Origin of the sequence: Acidovorax sp. Root267 (assembly GCF_001429215.1) — a bacterium.
GTDB lineage: Bacteria > Pseudomonadota > Gammaproteobacteria > Burkholderiales > Burkholderiaceae_C > Acidovorax > Acidovorax radicis.
This window is the reverse complement of sequence record NZ_LMJC01000014.1, coordinates 1-18,481: the sequence shown is the minus strand read 5'-3', so window position 1 is coordinate 18,481 and position 18,481 is coordinate 1. Positions and strand designations below refer to the sequence as shown.

General features: G+C 57.5%; 19 protein-coding genes and 1 tRNA gene. 19 read left to right on the top strand and 1 reads right to left on the bottom strand.

Annotation, left to right across the window (positions count from 1 at the left end; genetic code table 11):
* Positions 1–67: 67 nt before the first annotated feature.
* The 10 genes from ASE39_RS13730 to ASE39_RS26420 all read left to right on the top strand — a co-directional run bounded on the left by ASE39_RS13730 (position 68) and on the right by ASE39_RS26420 (position 11,896).
* On the top strand, positions 68–652 hold the full coding sequence (locus ASE39_RS13730; protein WP_057271514.1) for a LemA family protein: 585 nt from the start codon (positions 68–70) through the stop codon (positions 650–652).
* Between the two features lie 55 nt (positions 653–707).
* On the top strand, positions 708–2,135 hold the full coding sequence (rsmB, locus tag ASE39_RS13725) for a 16S rRNA (cytosine(967)-C(5))-methyltransferase RsmB (protein WP_242421441.1): 1,428 nt from the start codon (positions 708–710) through the stop codon (positions 2,133–2,135).
* Between the two features lie 46 nt (positions 2,136–2,181).
* Positions 2,182–2,751 carry a DUF4390 domain-containing protein gene (locus ASE39_RS13720; protein WP_100199533.1) on the top strand — a complete coding sequence of 190 codons (570 nt, stop codon included), beginning with the start codon at positions 2,182–2,184 and terminating at the stop codon, positions 2,749–2,751.
* Complete coding sequence (locus ASE39_RS13715; RefSeq protein ID WP_010467252.1) at positions 2,748–5,045, top strand: ATP-binding protein; 2,298 nt, start codon at positions 2,748–2,750, stop codon at positions 5,043–5,045. The genes ASE39_RS13720 and ASE39_RS13715 overlap by 4 nt, the downstream gene beginning before the upstream one ends.
* A 39-nt stretch (positions 5,046–5,084) precedes the next feature.
* On the top strand, positions 5,085–5,768 hold the full coding sequence (locus ASE39_RS13710; RefSeq protein ID WP_010467253.1) for a response regulator: 684 nt from the start codon (positions 5,085–5,087) through the stop codon (positions 5,766–5,768).
* Positions 5,769–5,833: 65 nt separating this feature from the next.
* Positions 5,834–5,909: transfer RNA gene (locus ASE39_RS13705), tRNA-Phe, on the top strand.
* Positions 5,910–6,454: 545 nt separating this feature from the next.
* On the top strand, positions 6,455–7,822 hold the full coding sequence (locus ASE39_RS26430) for a hypothetical protein (protein ID WP_140426773.1): 1,368 nt from the start codon (positions 6,455–6,457) through the stop codon (positions 7,820–7,822).
* On the top strand, positions 7,822–10,065 hold the full coding sequence (locus ASE39_RS25870) for an ATP-binding protein (protein WP_082615432.1): 2,244 nt from the start codon (positions 7,822–7,824) through the stop codon (positions 10,063–10,065). Before ASE39_RS26430 ends, ASE39_RS25870 begins: the two co-directional genes overlap by 1 nt.
* A 2-nt stretch (positions 10,066–10,067) precedes the next feature.
* Entirely contained in the window at positions 10,068–11,156 is a 1,089-nt protein-coding gene (locus ASE39_RS26425; protein WP_140426772.1) for a hypothetical protein, read from the top strand.
* Positions 11,132–11,896, top strand: a complete 765-nt coding sequence (locus ASE39_RS26420) for a hypothetical protein (RefSeq protein WP_140426771.1) — start codon at positions 11,132–11,134, stop codon at positions 11,894–11,896. The genes ASE39_RS26425 and ASE39_RS26420 overlap by 25 nt, the downstream gene beginning before the upstream one ends.
* A gap of 173 nt (positions 11,897–12,069) precedes the next feature.
* Here the strand turns inward: ASE39_RS26420 and ASE39_RS13690 are convergent, their stop codons facing one another.
* The gene (locus tag ASE39_RS13690) at positions 12,070–12,351 is read right to left on the bottom strand and encodes a helix-turn-helix transcriptional regulator (RefSeq protein WP_242421442.1); all 282 of its coding nucleotides are present in this window, start codon (positions 12,349–12,351) and stop codon (positions 12,070–12,072) included.
* 218 nt (positions 12,352–12,569) lie between these two features.
* Between ASE39_RS13690 and ASE39_RS13685 the strand changes: the two genes are divergently transcribed.
* From ASE39_RS13685 to ASE39_RS13650, 9 genes are all read left to right on the top strand, one after another.
* Positions 12,570–12,845: a hypothetical protein gene (locus ASE39_RS13685; RefSeq protein ID WP_057271510.1), complete on the top strand. Its 276-nt coding sequence runs from the start codon at positions 12,570–12,572 to the stop codon at positions 12,843–12,845.
* A gap of 54 nt (positions 12,846–12,899) precedes the next feature.
* Positions 12,900–13,280, top strand: a complete 381-nt coding sequence (locus ASE39_RS13680) for a DUF4177 domain-containing protein (RefSeq protein ID WP_057271509.1) — start codon at positions 12,900–12,902, stop codon at positions 13,278–13,280.
* A 38-nt stretch (positions 13,281–13,318) separates the two neighbouring features.
* On the top strand, positions 13,319–13,726 hold the full coding sequence (locus tag ASE39_RS13675) for a hypothetical protein (RefSeq protein ID WP_057271508.1): 408 nt from the start codon (positions 13,319–13,321) through the stop codon (positions 13,724–13,726).
* A gap of 183 nt (positions 13,727–13,909) precedes the next feature.
* On the top strand, positions 13,910–14,317 hold the full coding sequence (locus ASE39_RS13670; RefSeq protein ID WP_140426770.1) for a hypothetical protein: 408 nt from the start codon (positions 13,910–13,912) through the stop codon (positions 14,315–14,317).
* Between the two features lie 152 nt (positions 14,318–14,469).
* Entirely contained in the window at positions 14,470–14,979 is a 510-nt protein-coding gene (locus ASE39_RS13665; RefSeq protein WP_057271506.1) for a hypothetical protein, read from the top strand.
* A 108-nt stretch (positions 14,980–15,087) separates the two neighbouring features.
* Positions 15,088–15,273, top strand: coding sequence for a hypothetical protein (locus tag ASE39_RS13660; RefSeq protein ID WP_057271505.1), 186 nt, complete (start codon positions 15,088–15,090; stop codon positions 15,271–15,273).
* Positions 15,274–15,276: 3 nt separating this feature from the next.
* Positions 15,277–15,426: a hypothetical protein gene (locus ASE39_RS26780; RefSeq protein WP_158004250.1), complete on the top strand. Its 150-nt coding sequence runs from the start codon at positions 15,277–15,279 to the stop codon at positions 15,424–15,426.
* Positions 15,427–16,374: 948 nt separating this feature from the next.
* Positions 16,375–17,022, top strand: coding sequence for a hypothetical protein (locus ASE39_RS13655; RefSeq protein WP_057271504.1), 648 nt, complete (start codon positions 16,375–16,377; stop codon positions 17,020–17,022).
* A gap of 204 nt (positions 17,023–17,226) precedes the next feature.
* Positions 17,227–18,312 carry an AAA family ATPase gene (locus ASE39_RS13650; protein ID WP_057271503.1) on the top strand — a complete coding sequence of 362 codons (1,086 nt, stop codon included), beginning with the start codon at positions 17,227–17,229 and terminating at the stop codon, positions 18,310–18,312.
* Positions 18,313–18,481: the final 169 nt, after the last annotated feature.

The window sequence follows — 18,481 nt, the reverse complement described above, 5'->3', positions numbered from 1 at the left end:
TTTGTCTTCTTCTCTCATTCCCTTTTCGGGCCGGAACACGTGGTGCACGTGAAGACGGCAACAGTGCATGTGGTCATCGCCTCTTTTCTGGATTGTTTTCGCCATTGCCGTCTTTTGGGCCTTGGGTGCCTACAACCGCCTGATGCGGCTGCGTTCGGCCGTTGTGCAGGCTTTTGGCAGTTTTGACGCGCACATGGTGCGGTTGCTGGCGTTGTTGGGGGAGTTTGGTGCAGCGCATGCTGTGCAGCAGCTTCCGCCAGCGGGCGGCATGGCACCGGAAATGGCTGCCCTGCAAGGCGCCACCACCCAGTTGAGCGCATCGCTTGCCATGGCGCGCGCCCGTCCGCTGCAGTCAGAGGCCGTGGCGGCCTTGGTGGCCGCACGGGAAGTGCTGCATGCCTCCTGGCAAAAGGCTGTACCCAATTTGCCAGGGGACAACAACGCGCAGATGCCTGCGCTGGCCGATGCCGCAGACTTGTTGCCCCGGCCCGCGTTGCTGTGGCAAATGCGGTGGGACGAGCACGTCCAGCAGAATGACCAGGCCACCCGTGTTTTCAACGACGCGGTGTTGCACTACAACGCAGCCATTGCCCAGTTTCCAGCCAATTTGCTGGCCTGGGTGTTTGGATTCAAGGCCGCCCGCAGGCTGTAGAAAGGTTGCCAGGACCACAATGAACCCTCCATCTGTACCACCACGTGTACGCCCTATGTCCTCCGCAGGCGCCACCAACGGGCCACGGCGTGCCCGCCCTCTCGCCAGCCCCGGCGACGACACCCACCGCGCGGTGGCGGCGGCCAGCCAGCCGGTAGCTCTGTGGCAGCAGCTGGAGGCTGTGGCTGGCGCTTTGCAGGCCATTCGTGGCGGTCAGTCGGGGACGGCCGCACTGGCGGCCGTGGAGGCAGGCCTGCGCCCTGGCGTGCAGTCCCTGTTGTTCCAGGTGCTGCGCCAGGCAGGGCGCGCCGAGGCGTTGCGCCGTCAAATGGTCGCACGCACCCCCCCGCCGGCGGCGGATGCCTTGCTGTGTACGGCGCTTGCGCTGTGCTGGAACCCCGATGAGTCCCCGTATGAGCCGTTCACTTTGGTGAATCAGACGGTAGAGGCGGCCAAGCGCAGTGCGTCCACCCGTGCGCAGTCTTCGTTCCTCAACGGTTGCCTTCGCCGCTTTCTGCGCGAACGCGATGCGCTGGTCGCCCGTACCGAGGGTGATCCGCTGGCCCGCTGGAACCATCCTGTGTGGTGGATTGAGCGGTTGCGCAAGGACCATCCTGGGCATTGGGAGCAGATCCTGCAGGCCAACAACGCCCACGCACCGATGACGCTGCGTGTAAATGTACAAAAAAGCAGCCCAGCGCTTTACCAGAAAGCGTTAGCAGCTATTAATTTGGAAGCAGAGCGGTCTGGTGACGCAGGCTTGGTGCTGGCGCATCCCGTGCCGGTGCAATCGCTGCCGGGGTTTGACCAGGGCTGGGTTTCGGTGCAGGACGCTGCGGCCCAGATGGCTGCGCCTTTGCTGCTTCAAGGCCTTGATCTCACCCAGCCTTTGCGGGTGCTCGACGCCTGCGCGGCCCCCGGGGGCAAAACCGCGCACCTGCTGGAGCTGGCCGGGGCCGATGCGCCGATGCAGGTCATTGCGCTGGAGATCGATTCCACCCGCAGTGCCCGCATTGGCGAAACCCTGCAGCGCCTCGGGCTGCGCGCCCAGGTGGTGGTGGCCGATGCAGCGCGCCCGCAAGACTGGTGGCAGCAGCATTGCGATGGCGCTCTGTTTGATGCCATCTTGTTGGATGCGCCTTGCACGGCCTCCGGCATCGTGCGCCGCCATCCCGATGTGCGGTGGCTGCGCCGCGAAAGCGATATTGCACAGCTCGCCACATTGCAGGCCCGGCTGCTGAAGACACTGTGGCCGCTGTTGCGCCCGGGTGGCCGGTTGCTGTACTGCACCTGTTCCGTGTTCCGCGCCGAAGGTGACGCCCAAGTACAAACGTTTCTTGCACACAACACCGATGCGCAATTGCTGCCATCGCCGGGCCATTTAATTCCCGGCAACGGGGACAAGCCCGGGGCTGTCCCGGACAATCAACCGGGTGACCACGACGGATTTTTTTACGCACTGTTGCAAAAATCGCCTCAATGAGTCCCGTTGGACTCAGTGGGTGGCGATATGCGTACTGTTTCTGTTGATGGGATGGGCCGCAATGGTGCAGCAGGCCGTCGCGGGGCAGCCAGTGTCCCCCGAGGTGGGCGAACTTCGCCTGGATCGGGCCGAAGATGGCGTCTACCTCAGCGCCACGCTGCAGTTTGTATTGCCTGAGCTTGCAGAGGACGCCCTGTACAAGGGCATCCCCATGTTTTTTGTGGCCGAAGCGCAGGTGCTGCGTGACCGCTGGTATTGGTCTGACCGCCAAGTGGCTGAAACCACCCGCTATCTGCGCCTAAGTTATCAACCTCTGACGCGCCGGTGGCGTCTGAATATCTCTCCAGTGCCCTTTACCAACAGCGGCCTGGGTGTGGTGCTGGGGCAAAATTTTGACGACTATGCCGATGCGTTGTCTGCCATTCAAAGAATTTCGCGCTGGAAGATCGCTGAAAACGACGTGATTGAGGCCGATGCCCTTCACACCGTCAATTTCCGGTTCAGGCTCGATATGTCCCAGCTGCCCCGGCCTTTCCAGATTGGTGCCGTCGGGCGTTCGGGCTGGAATCTGCTGGTCTCCCGCAGCCAGCGCCTGGCTGCGGAGCCTGTGAAGTGACCCCCACGGGCTCATCCAAACCCGAAGCCTCGGCATCGGCCCATGCCGCAGCCCGCCAGTCGCGCGCTGTGCGCTGGGCGGTGGGGGTGGGGGCGGCCATCATGTCGGCGATCGGGATGGTGCTGCTGTTCCTCCTCACCCTGGCCACCAACAACCGCGCGCTGTACGAGCGCAACTACGCTTGGCTCTTTGGCGTGAATGTGCTGGTGGCACTGCTGCTGCTGGCGGTACTGGTATGGGTGGCAGTGCGCCTGGCCATGCGCCTGCGGAAAGGGCGCTTCGGCAGCCGGCTGCTGGTCAAGCTCGCTGCGATATTTGCGCTGGTGGGGCTGATGCCGGGGCTGCTGATCTATGTGGTGTCCTACCAGTTTGTCACGCGGTCCATTGAGAGCTGGTTCGATGTGAAAGTGGAGGGGGCTTTGTCCGCGGGGGTGAACCTGGCCCGCGTTTCGCTGGACTCGCTGGCCGCCGACATGGCCGCCAAGACGCGCAATGCCAGCGCCCAGGTGGCCCAGGTGCCCGATGCGGCGGCTGGGCTGGTACTGGAGCGCATCCGCGATCAGCTGGGAGCCTCCGATGTGGTGCTCTGGAACGCGGCCGGCCAGGCGGTGGCCAGTGCAGGCCAGTCGCGCTTCAGCCTGAACCCCGATCGGCCCGGCGTGCCGCTGCTGCGCACCGTGCGGCAGCAGCGCGCCACCGCGCAGATCGAAGGGCTGGATGACATTTCGGACCCCGCCGCGGCACAGAATGCGCGCGTGAAGGTGATCGCGCTAGTTAGCAGCCCCAGCGTGGGGTTGCTGGTGGAGCCGCGTTACCTGCAGGCCACGCTGCCCCTGCCGCCTGCGCTTGTGGCCAACGCCATTGCAGTGCAGGAGGCCAACCGCGAATACCAGGAGCGCGCTCTGGCCCGTGGCGGCCTGCGGCGCATGTACGTGGGCACGCTCACGCTGAGCCTGTTCCTGGCGGTCTTTGGCGCCGTGTTGCTGGCGGTGCTGCTTGGCAACCAGCTTGCCCGCCCGCTGCTTGTGCTCGCCGAGGGGGTGCGCGAGGTGGCGGCAGGCAACCTCAGCCCCAAGGCCGCGCTGCAGGGTAAAGACGAGCTGGGCGGCCTGACGCGCTCCTTCGCGCTGATGACCCAGCAACTGTCCGATGCGCGGCAGGCCGTGGAGCAGAGCATGGGCGAGGTCGATGCCTCGCGAGCCAACCTGCAGACCATTCTGGACAACCTCACGGCGGGGGTCATCGTGCTGGATGCCCAGGGCCTGATCCGTTCGTCCAACCCCGGCGCCACCCGAATCCTGCGCGCGCCAATGGCGGCCTATGAAGGGCGTCCGCTGTCCGAGGTGCCTGGGCTCGCCGAGTTTGCGGCGTCGGTGCAGGGGCATTTCGACGCTTTCCTGGGCGACCATGAACGCCACGGGCTGGACCACTGGCAGCAGCCGTTTGAGCTGCATGCGTCTTCTGGTGGGGTGGGGCAGCACGCCACCAGCCTGGTGGCGCGGGGCGCAGAATTGCCCGACTCGGCCAGACTGTTGGTTTTTGACGACATTTCGGAAATTGTTTCCGCCCAGCGCGCGCAGGCCTGGGGGGAGGTGGCGCGGCGTCTGGCGCACGAAATCAAGAACCCACTCACGCCCATCCAGCTGTCTGCCGAGCGGCTGGAAATGAAGCTCTCCGGCAAGCTGTCCGGCCCCGAGCAGGCCATCCTCGCCAAGTCCGTCAAGACCATCGTGGACCAGGTCGATGCCATGAAACGGCTGGTCAACGAATTCCGCGACTACGCACGCCTGCCTGCCGCAGAACTCCATGCGCTGGACCTCAATGCCCTGGTGTCCGATGTGCTCCATCTGTATGGAGAAGAGAACGCAGCCGTGCGCGTAGAAGCCGAGCTGGACCCGCGCTGCCCTTGTATCGCTGGGGATGCGCAGCAGCTGCGCCAAGTTGTGCACAACCTGCTCCAAAACGCGCAGGACTCCACCGAGCAGGCGCGCGCAGGAACCTCTGAGCCCGTGCCCCCGGTACGCATCACCACCCGCTGGAGTGAGTCCTCGCGCCGCGTGCGGCTCACGGTATCCGACAGTGGCGGTGGCTTTCCGGCGCACATCCTGCAGCGGGCCTTCGAACCCTACGTCACCACCAAGCCCCGGGGCACCGGTCTGGGCCTGGCGGTGGTCAAAAAGATTGCCGATGAGCATGGTGCGCGCATCGACTTGTCCAATCGCACCGAAGATGGCGTGGTGCACGGGGCCCAAGTGTCGTTATCATTCGCCCCTGAACCAGCGGTGGCGTCATAACAACACCGCCCCGCAGCATCCCAAGGCGCTTCAACACACATGGCAAACATTCTGGTGGTCGACGATGAGCTCGGCATTCGTGATCTGCTGTCGGAAATCCTGAACGACGAAGGTCACAGCGTAGACCTGGCAGAAAACGCCACACAGGCGCGCACGGCGCGGGCAGGCAACACCTACGACCTCGTGCTCCTCGACATCTGGATGCCGGACACTGATGGAGTCTCGTTGCTCAAAGAATGGGCGACGGCTGGCGTGCTGACCATGCCCGTCATCATGATGAGCGGCCACGCCACCATCGACACCGCCGTAGAGGCGACCCGGATCGGCGCCTTCTCGTTTCTTGAAAAACCCATCACCCTGCAAAAGCTGCTCAAGGCCGTGGAGCAAGGGCTGGCACGCAACGCGGCCCACCAAGCTGCCCCGGTGGCCGCGGCCCAGGTTCCAGTCCATGCCCCGGCCGATCCCACTTTTTCACAACTGCCCGCCGTGTCGGCCATCATGGCCAGCGTGGACGCCGGGCCCCACGCGCACCAGGGTTTCGACCTGGACCGCCCTCTGCGCGAAGCGCGGGATGGCTTTGAGAAGGCCTATTTTGAATTCCACCTGGCCCGAGAGGGTGGCTCCATGACGCGTGTCGCTGAAAAAACGGGCCTGGAACGCACCCACCTGTATCGCAAGCTGCGCCAGTTGGGTGTCGATCTGGGGCGGGGTAAACGCGGCTAGCCCGCGATAAATTCTTGCCAAGCTCGTCAAAACGGCGGTTTTTTCTGGTTATAATTTGAGGCTCAGGCCCGGTAGCTCAGTCGGTAGAGCAGAGGATTGAAAATCCTTGTGTCGGTGGTTCGATTCCGCCCCAGGCCACCAGTTATCAAAAGCCCTTGGTTCTTTACGGAGCCAGGGGCTTTTTGTTTGGCGGGCTGTATGGCGTCTTGAACTGTAGTGGCTGGGTTCGGACGAGATTCGGCTGCCAGAATGTACGCCGCGAGCACAGCGCTTGAGGAATGTGAATTGGTGCGGGTTAGCTGCGGCGGGTTTGTCCGCTTTGGTGTTCCAGGGCACGTCCCAGCGTACGTGTGGCTCAATGCCAGGGGCCAGGGGCCAGGGCCAGGGCCAGGGCCAGAGGCGGGAGCATTTTGGGGGGTATCCTGTTGTGCGATATCTTGAACCACTGGCACGGTTCGCCATGCCAAGGGCTGAGTCGCTATCCGATGTGTACTTAACAGCTGTTCAGCAGTTGGTTACATGGCTACACTGTTTTTCACATGGGTGCTTAGCATTGCGGCCGATGCCACGACCTGCATATTGGAGCGTCGACGGGTCGAAGTGAGACGAACGCTCGTGCAGTAGTTTTTGCTATTTATGATGTGGCTCGCAACACTGCTCATACCTTTGAAATAACGGGAGCCAGAATGGAACGAGGCGAGTTCACGCCAATTGAGGGACAGGCGCAACTTGTCTGGCATGACGATCACCCCGGCGTCTCTGCCTATCTCGACAGATGCCAAGTATTCACGCCTGAAAAGTGGATTGCTCGGCTTTGGGAGCTGATAGGAGCGAGGCGTACAGAGATTGGGAATGTGGTCGAATTTGGAGCTGGTGATGGCCGTTTTTCTCGCAGCGGAACCTTCACTTCGTACACGGGCTACGAGGTCGACGAAAAGCTAGTTCGGGGAGCGGTACTGGGGCGAGATTCAAAGCTGCTGCGGGAATGCGCTTTCTCATCGGATGTGCACGATGCTGATGTGTGCATAGGCAACCCGCCGTACGTACGCAATCAAGATCTTCCAGGGGGCTGGCGTGAAACCGTTGCGCCAAAATTGGCCACTCGCACCGGCGTCCGGATATCGGGCCTTGCAAACGCTTGGCAATACTTCATGTTTCTTGCACTTGCCAGCACGAAGAAAAACGGGTTGGTTGCCCAGATCGTTCCTTATGAGTGGGTTTCCCGACCGTCCGCTCAGGCGCTACGTGACTTCATCAAGGCTAATGGATGGTCTGTGGACGTCTATCGGTTGCCCGATACAGTGTTTGGTAGGGTGCTAACGACAGCCTCCTTCACAATCATTGATAAAGCGGGAACAGGCCGTTGGAGCTACTTCGATTACGAGCCCGCAATCGATAGTTTTAAGAAAAGCAAAACGGCTTCTTTAAGTTCACACAAGATCGTCGAATACCGACGCGATGCAGATCGTACGACTTCAGTTAAACGCGGATTAAGTCCGGGTACTCAGAAGGTCTTAGTCCTAACGGAGGGGGAAAGGGTGCGACACGGCCTGCAAATCGGTCGAGATGTCGTCCCGGCCGTAACGACACTACGCCACCTTGAACACAACACTTTATCCCTTTCAAAGGCGGTATTCAAACGAAATTTTGTTGATGCAGGGATGCGGTGCTGGCTAATTCGATCGGATGAGGTGCTTTCGCGGGACCTGCAATTGTATTTGGAGAGCATTCCGGAGGCAGAAAGAGCGACTTCGACGTGCTCAAACCGTGACATCTGGTGGAAATTTGTGATGCCGCAGATTCCCAAAGGGCTGGTTTCAATGGGCTTTAGAGGCGCTGCTCCCAAGTGTCTTTTGAATGAAGTAGGCGCTCGGGCTGTCGGAGGAGTTGCAGGCTTGTACTGCCTGACAAAAACTGAAGGTGAACGAGCATTGACTGCAATCCGTGGTTTTAATTTCCACGGTCGAATAATTCCTTATTCCACGGGATTGTTGAAGCTGGAGGTCAATCAGCTCAATACCGTGCTGGACTCGCTACTACAGGAGGCGAAATAGTGCCAACGTCAGCGTTCCATTCTCATCGGTTGCTGGATCGTGGAACAGCTCCGTTCGTTGTCGAAGCAAGACTGGTGCGTGAGTTGGGCGAGCGGCTTGTAAAGGAGCCCGAAATTGCGCTGCTTGAACTTATTAAGAATTCCTATGATGCCGATGCTATGACCTGTGGACTGCGTGCCCGGGAAGGCGAAGAGCTCCTGGTCGAAGACGATGGAAATGGAATGACTCAGCAAGAGTTTTTGTCCAGCTGGATGCGCATAGGAACAAGTGGCAAAGAGAAGGTGGCTTTCAGCAGAAAGTATGGGCGGGCAGTTTCAGGAGAAAAAGGAATTGGCCGCTTTGCAGTCCGCTACCTAGGGAGGCATTTGGTCTTGGAGTCCGTGGCGTGGGATTCTTCCCGAAAATGCAAGACTCGAGTTGTTGCCACCTTCGACTGGCCTAAGTTTGACAGGTACGAGGATCTCGGGCGCGTTGAAGTGCCTTTTGATGTCTACGAAGAGCCTAATGACACGCCGACGGGCTTACGATTGAGTATTACGAAGCTCCGGAAAAATGCTTCTTCATTAGATCTACGCCGTATACGCACCGCGGCGATCGGGCTGGTATCTCCCTATACCGCGTTCATTAAAGAAGCGGAAAAGGATGAAGTAAAACCGCGTTTAGGGCATGAGGCGGATCCGGGATTTTCTCTATTCATTCATGGTGAGGCGGAGCAAACCGCTGATCTCGACGTCGCTGCGAGTGTTCTGAATAATGCAGTTATACGAGTTAGAATTCGACTTCGTGATACTAGGTTATCTGTAAAACTTTGGCGGCGTGATGAAGAGCGACCTCGTTACGAAATCGTAGAAAAAATTGATAATACAATCGGCCCAGTTGACGCGGATCTTCGCTTTTACCCTAAGCGCAAAGGCACATTTACGGATCTCCCTGTGAACGGCAAACGCGCCGAGTCTTGGGTTCGTGAGAATTCGGGTATTGCGGTATTCGATGGTAGGTTTAGAGTTTTTCCTTACGGGCGCCAAGGAGATGACTGGCTTGCATTATCAGCAGATAAAGCCAGGAATCAACGAGAGCCTACATCGAGCTTGATCAAGAAGCATTTCCCTATGAGTAAGGAGGTCCGACTAGACCCTACTCAAAATTACATGCTTCAGCTACCGTACCCGATTCAGCTTGTTGGCGCAGTTCGGGTCCGCTCTACCCGAGACAGTGGAGGGTCAGATGAGGTCGGTCTAATCCCTGCAGCGGACCGAGAAGGTTTCATTCACAATGATACTTTTACGGAACTTCAGGATGTTATCCGCGCTGGTGTGGAGCTTATTGCTGTTGCTGACCGTGAGCTTTTAGAGTTTCTAGCAGAGGAAGAGAGTGCTCAGCGACTGGCGAAACTCAAAGCGGAAACACGCGAAATTGTCACCGAAATCGAAGGTAATGCGGCCCTTCGGCGTGAAGACAAGCAAAAGCTGATTCGGCGCGTGGAAGCACTGGGTGAGGCGGCCGCTAACGAAGCAGAATATGCGCAGAAGCGTGAACAAGCGCTGGAAGTGATGAGCTTGCTAGGCGTAGTCGCTGGATTCATGACCCACGAGTTTGGTGTCGCAGTCGATCATCTTGAGAAGTCAAAGACTATTTTAGACAAGCTTAGCCGACGTCATGCCGAGTTGAAGCCCGATGCTGAGGCTGTGTCTTCTAGTATTGCGAATCTACGTGATTTTGTTACGTATTCAGAGGGCTATATTCGTGGTGCATCTTCTACACCAGATAAACCGTTTCCTGCAGCGCCTCGTATTGCCCAAATGATTCGGGTTTTTGGTAAATATGCTGAGGAGCGTGGCATTGCTGTAGAAAGCAGCGTTGAGTCGTCAACGACGGCACCGGCAGTCCCTCTCTCACTGTATAACGGCGTCGTTTTAAATCTATACACAAATGCTCTCAAGGCCGTAACTGGGAAATCCGGGAGAGGCGAGCGACGCATCGCTTTTCGTGCATGGAATGAGAATGGTGAGCACTACTTGGAAGTATCGGATACGGGTGTAGGAATTCCAACGGCGTTGCGTAAACGCGTTTTCGATCCGTTGTTCACGACGACCGAAAAAAACAGAGATCCGTTAGGGTCGGGGATGGGGCTTGGACTGACCCTTGTAAAAAGAGGAGTGGAAGCTTACGCTGGTCAAGTTACAGTGATTGATCCTCCGCCTGGATTTTCCACCTGTTTTCAAGTTCGGCTTCCATTGGAGTAGGCATGCCAAGTATTCTTTTAATAGATGACACCGCAGAGGAGTTGGAAGGACTGGCGGCTGCCCTCCGCAGTTTAGTTTTGCCCACAGAAGCATTGGTGATCACATGGCAACCATCGAAGCAAGATGAGAAGGAGCCGGTGGAACTACTAGAGGATTTCCTTCGACCCGAAAGTGCACATGATGTGCGATTTGTAGTTACGGATTACGACCTTACAAGAAAAGGAGCCCTCGGGCTTTATGGGTCGACTGTGGTAGATCAGTGCCAATTAAGGGCGATTCCTGTTGGGGACTACTCCCGTGGAAATGCCTCCCGCCTTCCGAAGGAACCAAATCTTTTTGAAATTAGAATTCCGACCAAGGACTATGAGACAGCGGCGTCGTTTATCGCAAATGTTTTTCGCGGATTCCAACATATACGCGAGACAGTGAAAGATCTGAATCCCATGCCGCGAAGCCCAGCGGCTGGAATCGCGGCAATTCTTGATCGGCCGATGGATCAAAATCGATTTTCGCAGTACGGCACTCGATATCCTCTCGTTAATAGTGGCCTAGTCGACCGGACGGCTCCAACCGGTTCTGGAGGGCAGCGCGAAGCAATGTTAAAGCTCTTTGCTTACGTAACTGGCCACGTTCTTATCAACCTAGTGCTGCGCTATCCGGGGCCAATTATCTCTAGGGAGGGTTTGGCAGCCCATTGCGGGATTAGCGAAGTTGCCGTTGATCAGATTGAATCTATGTTCGAAGCATGTAAATATGCGGGACCATTTGAGGGGGTCGATCATTATTTCTGGATGGATGGCGTGCAAAGTGTCTTGGAGTCGCTCGAGCCTGGTGATGTAGACGATACTAGGACTATTGGTGAGCTAAATCGCGCGGCGTTGGAAAAACACCTTAATATTGATTTGCCACGTCATTCCTGTTCAAGATGCGATGGCCGGAATGGTGGATTTTATTGCCCTTTTACTAAGCGTGCGGTATGCCTTCAAAACAATTGCTCAGTAGGCTCCAACGGGTGGATACCTCCCGGAGCAAGACTGTGTCGTATTGAAAAGGACTATTTCGACGATTGGTCACCATTACTGGGTCTGTAGTAGTGAGCCGCCATATTAATAAGGTCTGGCATAAAGCAATTGCGCATTATGAGGCGCTCGTTGCTACCATGGAGCGTCTAAATCCAGCTGCCTCGTTTAAACCATACTCAGGCTACGAGGTTTTTCAACCGAATCACGCAGCGTCTACAGATCAAGTAGTCCAATTTGAAATCGGACCGGTGATTGTCAATCTACCCGTGCGTGGGCAAGCGGATGGAAACGATTTGTACGTCGTGTTCCAAGGTCGAATTGGCTTTGAGGTAGATGCCGTCCTCGCAGACGACCGTTTAAAGACAGTCTCCTTTGCTAGCAGGATCGGATACTTTGCCCAAATTAAAGACACACTTGAACATGTTATGGGGTTCCACTGTGATCTCGACGTCGAAAGAATTGCGCATCCAGCGTTTCACGCGCAGCTTGTAAGCTTCGGAGACGATTTTTTACCATTGGTCCAACAATATGTTCCGGCTCCTCTTGAGCATGATCGAATGAAAGGGGCGCTTCATGGTGTGAGAATACCAACGGCTCAACTGGATTTCTTCGCCATAATTGTGCAGTTGGCGGCTGATCATTTACTTTGGAAAGAGAGCGACGAGCGCGAGCGCAAAGGTTTCGATGACTTGGTTCGCTTAGATAAGCAGATAAAGGGCATCACGCCCCAGATTCTTTCTCTTAAAGAAAGTGCAAGCTTGCCCTGCCACAGGGGCCCACACTGGTACGCCACCGCCCCACCGACCTGAACTCCGCAGTTGCTACAGACTTTTGGCACATAGCTGCCTACGTCAATTAGAGTGACACATATGCGGAGTCCAGTGTGTTGGCGTGCAAACTTCGGTTTAGGCTCCGCTCAAGGGCTCTCGCGGAGTGTAGTGCGCGACTAAGTGACGCTAAAGAGGATGAGGAGGCGCCGAATTCATGCCATTTCGGAAAGCCACAAGGACACCTTTTGTTTCCGGGCAATCGGTTTTAGCTTGGCTAGCGCCAAGAGAAGTTTGGCGACGTCCTCATCCTCGCAATACAGATACGCGAGCGGAACACCCAAAGCCTCTGCTATCTGCCGGGCTGTCTTCACTGGGGCCTCATGCGTCCCCAGCTCATACCTACTGATCCGAGCACGAGCTGACGACTCGTCAATCCCGATCAGTACTCCAACTTTTTCCTGAGACCATCCCAACTCATCACGCCGTGAGCGCATACGGCGGCCCACGACGTTAGAGGGTTGGGTGGGCTCGGATTGCATGTCACGAGTCTCGTGACGTGGTGATAATTCGTCGTCACGAAATTCGTTACACGACGGTGCGGGCTGCCACGCTCAAGAAGTGTTTCTCCGTTCATCTCAACCCTCAACCAAGGAGCTTTAGTCCACCTATGCAATTTATGAAATCTGCTTTTTCCGTTCTCGTTTTGACCTCGTTGACGCTGATATCCGCCTGCTCCGGCCCCAGCCGCGAAGAACTAGCCCGCATCAAAGACGAATGCGCAAGATTCCACAAACAAGAGCGTGCCAAATCCGGTGCCATCGTCAAAGCCATCGACCACTGGACCAAGGACGGCTACATCGTCGTGGAGCTTTCCGAAAAGGCAAGTGAAGACGCGAGCAAGTACACCAGCCACCTGTGCGTGTACGACAAGGACAAGGGAAGCATTGCGCTGCCCAGCGTGTTCGAACGGTCCCGCTGGAGCAAGTGACCGCCTCCCTTTGACCCATCCCCCACCACTCATCCATCAACCAGGAGGACACCCATGGAATACGAATACAAGGTCATCGACGTGGCCGACGGTGCCATCAGCTCAGCCCTGCTGGGCGAAGGCCGCATCGAAACCGGCGTGCTGGAGGCCTACATCAACGCCATGGCCTCCGAAGGCTGGCGCATGGTGTTCATGACCAAGGTGATGCAGCGCCACCTGCTGGTGTCTGATCGAGAAACCCTCATGGTCACTTTCGAGCGCCGCGTCCCCGAATCAGAAAGAGCCGCCCGTGCCGCCCGCTGCATTGATGACGTCATCGCCGCCGAAGAGCAAGCCAAGCGGGTAGGGCGCAAGGCCGTCGCAGGTGCTGCAGGCGCAGTCCTGGGTGGAGCCGTTCTGAGCGCCATCGCTGACCACCTGCAAGAGGGTGAGTAGTCGTCTGGATCATCAACACCGCATTCATAAGGAGACCTATGGACTTGAACGAACGACTGGCGGCAAGGCGCAAAGAATTGGCCGAAGAGGCCGAGCGGGCTCGCAGGGAAGCAGATAGGGCACGCCAGGCTGAACTGGAGGCCGCCCGCCAGGCTGCACAGGCCAAGGCCGCAGCGGAACCACCCTTGCCCGACCCCATGACCTTGCAGACACCCGCAAAGAAAGCCGTGGACATAAAGGAAGGGGTGGAGCTACTCAAGGATGCCATCGAACGCACCACCAAGAAGCAAGTTGCCATCTTCTGTGCCATGGCTGTGCTCGCTCTGATCGGGCTGAGCAAAGACATCCTGATGGCGGTCTTCTGGGCTGTGTGTGCACTCGGGTACATCGCATTCACGCTCGGAGCCCACATCGAGGACATCAAAAAGTCCAGCATGCCGGAATAAACGCCAACCCCGCCACAGCTCCCCCCTGCAACCGAAAGACCCGGGGACGCTAAAGCAGAGAAATACCCTCTAGGAAATCGACCAACTCAACTCGTGATGTATCGCACCCCACCGGGCGCCCCTGGAGCAATCTTCGGGCGCTTTTTCTTTGTCTGACCACTTCATCAAAAAGGAAAGCTGCCTATGCAAACCTACCGAGACCACGACGCCTTGAACCGACTGGCAAGTACCGAGAATGTCCTAGGCCTTCACACTCTGGTGGCGGAACGGCTGTCAGAAGAAGCCTTCACCGAAATAGACGACTGGGCATCGCTGCTGCATGTCGTGGTGATGGACCCGGAAGACACCCCCCAGGCCCTGGAGCAGCAGCTGGGCTTCACCGTCCTTCATAACCGCTGGAATGGATTGGCGAACGATCACCCCGACTTCACACCCTCTTGGGATGCCCTGGAGGTGTACGAACACTGGGTTGTGCTGACCTTCATCCTGAGCGACGACGGTTTCGGCATTGTCGTGTTCATGCCCCGGGGCATCCCCCATGCACTGGCGGTGCTCTGCGATCGCTATGCCCGGGAGGGCCACCCCCGATGACAAAGCAAGCCCTACTGCATCACCTGCTGGAGCCACCTCACAGCGACCACCAAGCCACCTTCGGGTGGCATTTTTTTGCCCACCCAAAACTGAGAAAAACCGCGTATCTGAAATGAGGAATGTTCCTCGACAACCCATCAAAAGGATCACCAATGACAGATGCCAACCAACCCGATACCACTCCAGAAACCATCACCATCACTACCCTGCGCACCGACCAGTGCCCGTCCTTGTCCGGCCGCTCCACGCTCACCTACGAGCTGGGAAACGACCCCGAAGGCCGTCTGCACCTGCGTGTGACCCACAACACCGGCAAGGGGCACCACAACCCTTCCTGGGTCGCCTATGACGCTGTAGAGCCTTTGTTGATAGCGGCGACCACGCTGTCTGCATCGGCCCTGGCAAAGCTCTTTGCGGGCACCTCGGTGAACACCGCTGGCTTTGTGATGGCGGTTCTCAAGCACCTGGGTGTTCTGCAAGCAGTGACGGACAAGCGGCATGCCTACCAGTACGTGGAAGGCGTCGATTGGAAGGCCCTGCTGCAGGCGCCCAATCCACCCGCCGTTCAGTCCGCCAAAGAGCCCACCACTCAGCCCACCACCCGTCCTGTGAAGGATGACAAGGCTCGCGGTAAGCGGGCAGGGGCCGCGGCCGCTCCATAAGCCAGCCTCTGCGAACACCTGCAGACCCCCTCATTGCAAGCGGTAAGTCCACCCACCGGCGACACCCTCGCCAGGACCTATTACCTCTGCCTTGCTTTAGGAGTCTTCATGGCCGCTTTGCTTGCCGCTTCCCTGACCACTGTTCTCGTCCTTCACCTCACGGCCTCCGGCGCCCGCTGGTTGTGCCTGGTCGGACTGGGCCTCTTGGTCTATGCCTTTCCGCTGCACTTCCTCGTGATCACTCTGATCGCTGCGGGGCTTGTGTACTACCTCGATACCTACCGAAAGAAGTAACCCATGACTTTCCATGACTGCGTTCTGACTGCCGCCACTGCCATCCTGGACAGCGATGTTCCGGTCGAACTCCTGCCTCTGACCATCACCAGCCATGCGGCAGGTCTGCTCGGGTGGGAGGCGGAGCGCCTGGGCGGCCCGGCCTGGGACTGATACCCGACCCATCACCCCGCAGCAACCGGCCCACCTGCGGCCAACCTGGGCAGCTCTTGCCCGCCTCCCGGACCCGGCCCCGCGTGCTGGCCCGCCGGAACACCTCTCCCAAGAACACCCTGAAGACGAATGCCGTGTGACACGCAGGCTTTGCCGTGGGTGATCGATGGAGGGACGCAAAAGAGATACCCCGGGGTGGTGCCGCATGGTGCTGCTCCGGGGTGGCTCGCAGCTATTTTTTTGACGGTTCTAAAGAGAACAGGCTGTCCCATCGATACAGGTAGCCATGCTTTGCCAAACTACTTTTGGGCATCACCATGTTGCGCTTTGTTACTGCGGGGGCTCGGCGTCAACGGCTGATGAGCTGCTTACAATACGTTCTTGATCTTGCCGATGTGCACGGTCAGCACTCTCGGGTGCCATAAACCAAGTTTCCGGAAAATTCCGGACAGATCCCAAGACCTTTCGCAGTGTCTGCTCTGTGAAAGCGTATCAAGTGTCTGAGCGTTGCTCAGGCTATCTCATAGAACCGTCTGTTGTTCTTGCTTTATCGCTAGCGTTGTTCAAGAAGTCTGTTCAAAGCCTGCTTTGAATTGACGCAATTCGCAGATCGAACGGTCTGTGGCGTATGTCCCCAATGAGGTCGCTCTTGGGATGTGTTTGGCCGAGGCGGAATCTGATCCCACCTCGAGACATGGCTTCGAAGTTGTTCGCTTCGTACAGGCCGTGCGTGCCCGACGCTCGCTGCCCACAGTCCAGCGATTCGTTTAACGGCTGGCCTAGGCCAGGGAGAAAAGCGGGAAGACAAGGTCAGGTGAATTCCAACGCCTCCACAGGGCGCGCAGGCGGCGGCAGCAGGCGCGTGCGCTTGGATTTTTGGACACCTGAGACTCCTCTTGACAACGCGACGAGACATCGGCGGCACACCAAAAAGTTAAGGAAATACGTATGGAAATCGCTAAGCACATGTTTGACACAGTGGCAATCGGTGCGGGGCCGTGGTGCCCGCTGGAGAACCCCGACTACATCGAGGAAGCCATCTCGAGTGCACGAAGCGGAGACATGTTCGCTCCGTTCCGTCCAGACGTGCTTGAGGCCCTTGTTGACGAATACTGCAAAGGTGGGGAGGCTTGGTTTGCCGTTAGTAAACGGTTCAGGCAAGCCAATTATCGAGTGCCGATGAACGACTTGGATCGTGCGATGCGCGCTTTAGTTGAGACTGCTGCAAGCGACGAGTCGTCCAACAACTATTCCGTCATCATCGGGGCTGCCCTAGCAGCGGCCGAAGCGGGCGACGCTTCCGCGCCCTTTGATCGCTCGGTCATAGAAGCGCTTGTCAGTCTATGGATCCGCGACGAGTTCAGTGCTCGTGACGTAGGCCGCTACTTCGCAAGAGCAAACTACAAGATCGAGTGGAGTGACCTCAGAGCTGCCATCCAGCGCGAAGTGATGTTGATGCTGGGAACTTCAAAAGCCGCGCGCATTGTGAAGTTGGCCGATTACAAGTGGGATCGCCGTCGTGATGATTCTGGAGAGTGTTTCACGTACTGGGCACCGGTTGCTGCCCGGAAGTCGCCGATGCGCAAGCGTACGTAGAACGATGCCCCAGGCCCGAAGTGTCGGCAGCCTGGAAACCTGCGGTTTCTGGCCCCCTTCTGAGGGAGTCTGGAAACCTGAAAGGCTGGGAACCTGACGCTGCTGTTGCGTCGGCGCCCGGCCCACATCTATCTACCAATTACTGATACCTATCTGCTCACGGCGGAGCTAATGCGCTGCGCGTGACACAACTTGAAGATTGATATGAACACTACAGAAATCGAAGCGCAGAATGTTGATGCACAAAGAGTCGAAGAGATCGCCCACCCACTTGACAAGTTCTCTTTGAGGGGAAAGCACGAGCAGCTCGTGACACAGAAGCTTGCGCAGGTTCATGTCATGCAAGGTGTGGCGCTGCTTGGGGAGTCCACCGTGCTGTACGCAGAGCACAACACAGGAAAGACGTTGATCACGTTCGCACTACTTATTGAAGCGATCGAAAGTGGGCGCGTCCGAGGCGACAAGGTCTACTACATCAATGTAGATGACTCCTTCAACGGAGCCGTAGACAAGCTTGGCTTTGCGCAGAAGTACGGCTTTCACTACCTTGCGAGGGACCAAGAGGGCTTTAGCGTGGAACGCCTTCGCGTGGCAATGCTCGAGATGATCGAAACAGGCACGGCCAACGGGACGGTATTGGTATTGGACACACTCAAGAAGTTCGTCGACTTGATGGACAAGACGAAGAGTTCGAAGTTTGCCGACTTGGTCAGATCTTTTGTGTCCAAAGGCGGCACCGTGATTGCCTTGGCACACACCAATAAGAACCGTGGTGCTGATGGTCGGCCGCAGTATGGAGGTACTTCGGACATCATCTCTGATTTCGACTGTGCGCACATCATGAGTGCGACCGACGCTGAAGGCCAACAGGGCGTCAAGTTGGTGGAATTCAGAAACGAGAAGTCTCGTGGCCCGGTCGAGAAGTATGTGTACTGCACATACCCCGGTGATCCCAAAGTGCCCTATGCGGAAAAGCTCGCGGCAGTTCGACTTGTTCCTGAAGAAGAACTGACTGAGATGAAACATAAGGCGCGCATGGCACGTGACGCCGAAGCCATTGAGATCATCAAGAAATGCATCTCTGACGGTGCTTCTCAAAAAACGGAGCTTCTGAAAGAAGTGCAGGCACAAACGGACCTAAGCCGCCGGGCTGTTGGCATTGTGCTCGACACATATGCAGGGACAGACAAGACACGCAATTTTTGGTCAGTGCGTGTCGGGGCACGTGGCGCCAAAATCTACTCGCTACTGACGCCTTGGATCGCTCCTGTCGATCCCGACGAGTTCTAACCCCTCACGGTGTCGGGAGAGGCCCAGGTTTCCAGAACACCAGGTTTCCGGGACTTTCAGCTCTCCAGGCCTGTTGGTGCCGATGCAATCTTGACCAGCTAAACCGCAAAGTGCCAATCCAATATTGACCAGGGTGTTCCACTGACCTGCTGAGAATTTCAGCAGGGAT

Excerpts from the sequence above, each read along its gene's own strand:
- ASE39_RS13670 (WP_140426770.1), top strand. The coding sequence starts at position 13,910 with ATGCAAACCTACCGAGACCACGACGCCTTGAACCGACTGGCAAGTACC.
- ASE39_RS13720 (WP_100199533.1), top strand. The coding sequence starts at position 2,182 with ATGGGATGGGCCGCAATGGTGCAGCAGGCCGTCGCGGGGCAGCCAGTG.
- rsmB (WP_242421441.1), top strand. The coding sequence starts at position 708 with ATGTCCTCCGCAGGCGCCACCAACGGGCCACGGCGTGCCCGCCCTCTC.
- ASE39_RS13665 (WP_057271506.1), top strand. The coding sequence starts at position 14,470 with ATGACAGATGCCAACCAACCCGATACCACTCCAGAAACCATCACCATC.
- ASE39_RS13655 (WP_057271504.1), top strand. The coding sequence starts at position 16,375 with ATGGAAATCGCTAAGCACATGTTTGACACAGTGGCAATCGGTGCGGGG.
- ASE39_RS13680 (WP_057271509.1), top strand. The coding sequence starts at position 12,900 with ATGGAATACGAATACAAGGTCATCGACGTGGCCGACGGTGCCATCAGC.
- ASE39_RS13650 (WP_057271503.1), top strand. The coding sequence starts at position 17,227 with ATGAACACTACAGAAATCGAAGCGCAGAATGTTGATGCACAAAGAGTC.
- ASE39_RS13710 (WP_010467253.1), top strand. The coding sequence starts at position 5,085 with ATGGCAAACATTCTGGTGGTCGACGATGAGCTCGGCATTCGTGATCTG.
- ASE39_RS13690 (WP_242421442.1), bottom strand. The coding sequence starts at position 12,351 with ATGCGCTCACGGCGTGATGAGTTGGGATGGTCTCAGGAAAAAGTTGGA.
- ASE39_RS13675 (WP_057271508.1), top strand. The coding sequence starts at position 13,319 with ATGGACTTGAACGAACGACTGGCGGCAAGGCGCAAAGAATTGGCCGAA.
- ASE39_RS13660 (WP_057271505.1), top strand. The coding sequence starts at position 15,088 with ATGGCCGCTTTGCTTGCCGCTTCCCTGACCACTGTTCTCGTCCTTCAC.
- ASE39_RS26425 (WP_140426772.1), top strand. The coding sequence starts at position 10,068 with ATGCCAAGTATTCTTTTAATAGATGACACCGCAGAGGAGTTGGAAGGA.
- ASE39_RS13730 (WP_057271514.1), top strand. The coding sequence starts at position 68 with ATGTGGTCATCGCCTCTTTTCTGGATTGTTTTCGCCATTGCCGTCTTT.
- ASE39_RS26780 (WP_158004250.1), top strand. The coding sequence starts at position 15,277 with ATGACTTTCCATGACTGCGTTCTGACTGCCGCCACTGCCATCCTGGAC.
- ASE39_RS26430 (WP_140426773.1), top strand. The coding sequence starts at position 6,455 with ATGGAACGAGGCGAGTTCACGCCAATTGAGGGACAGGCGCAACTTGTC.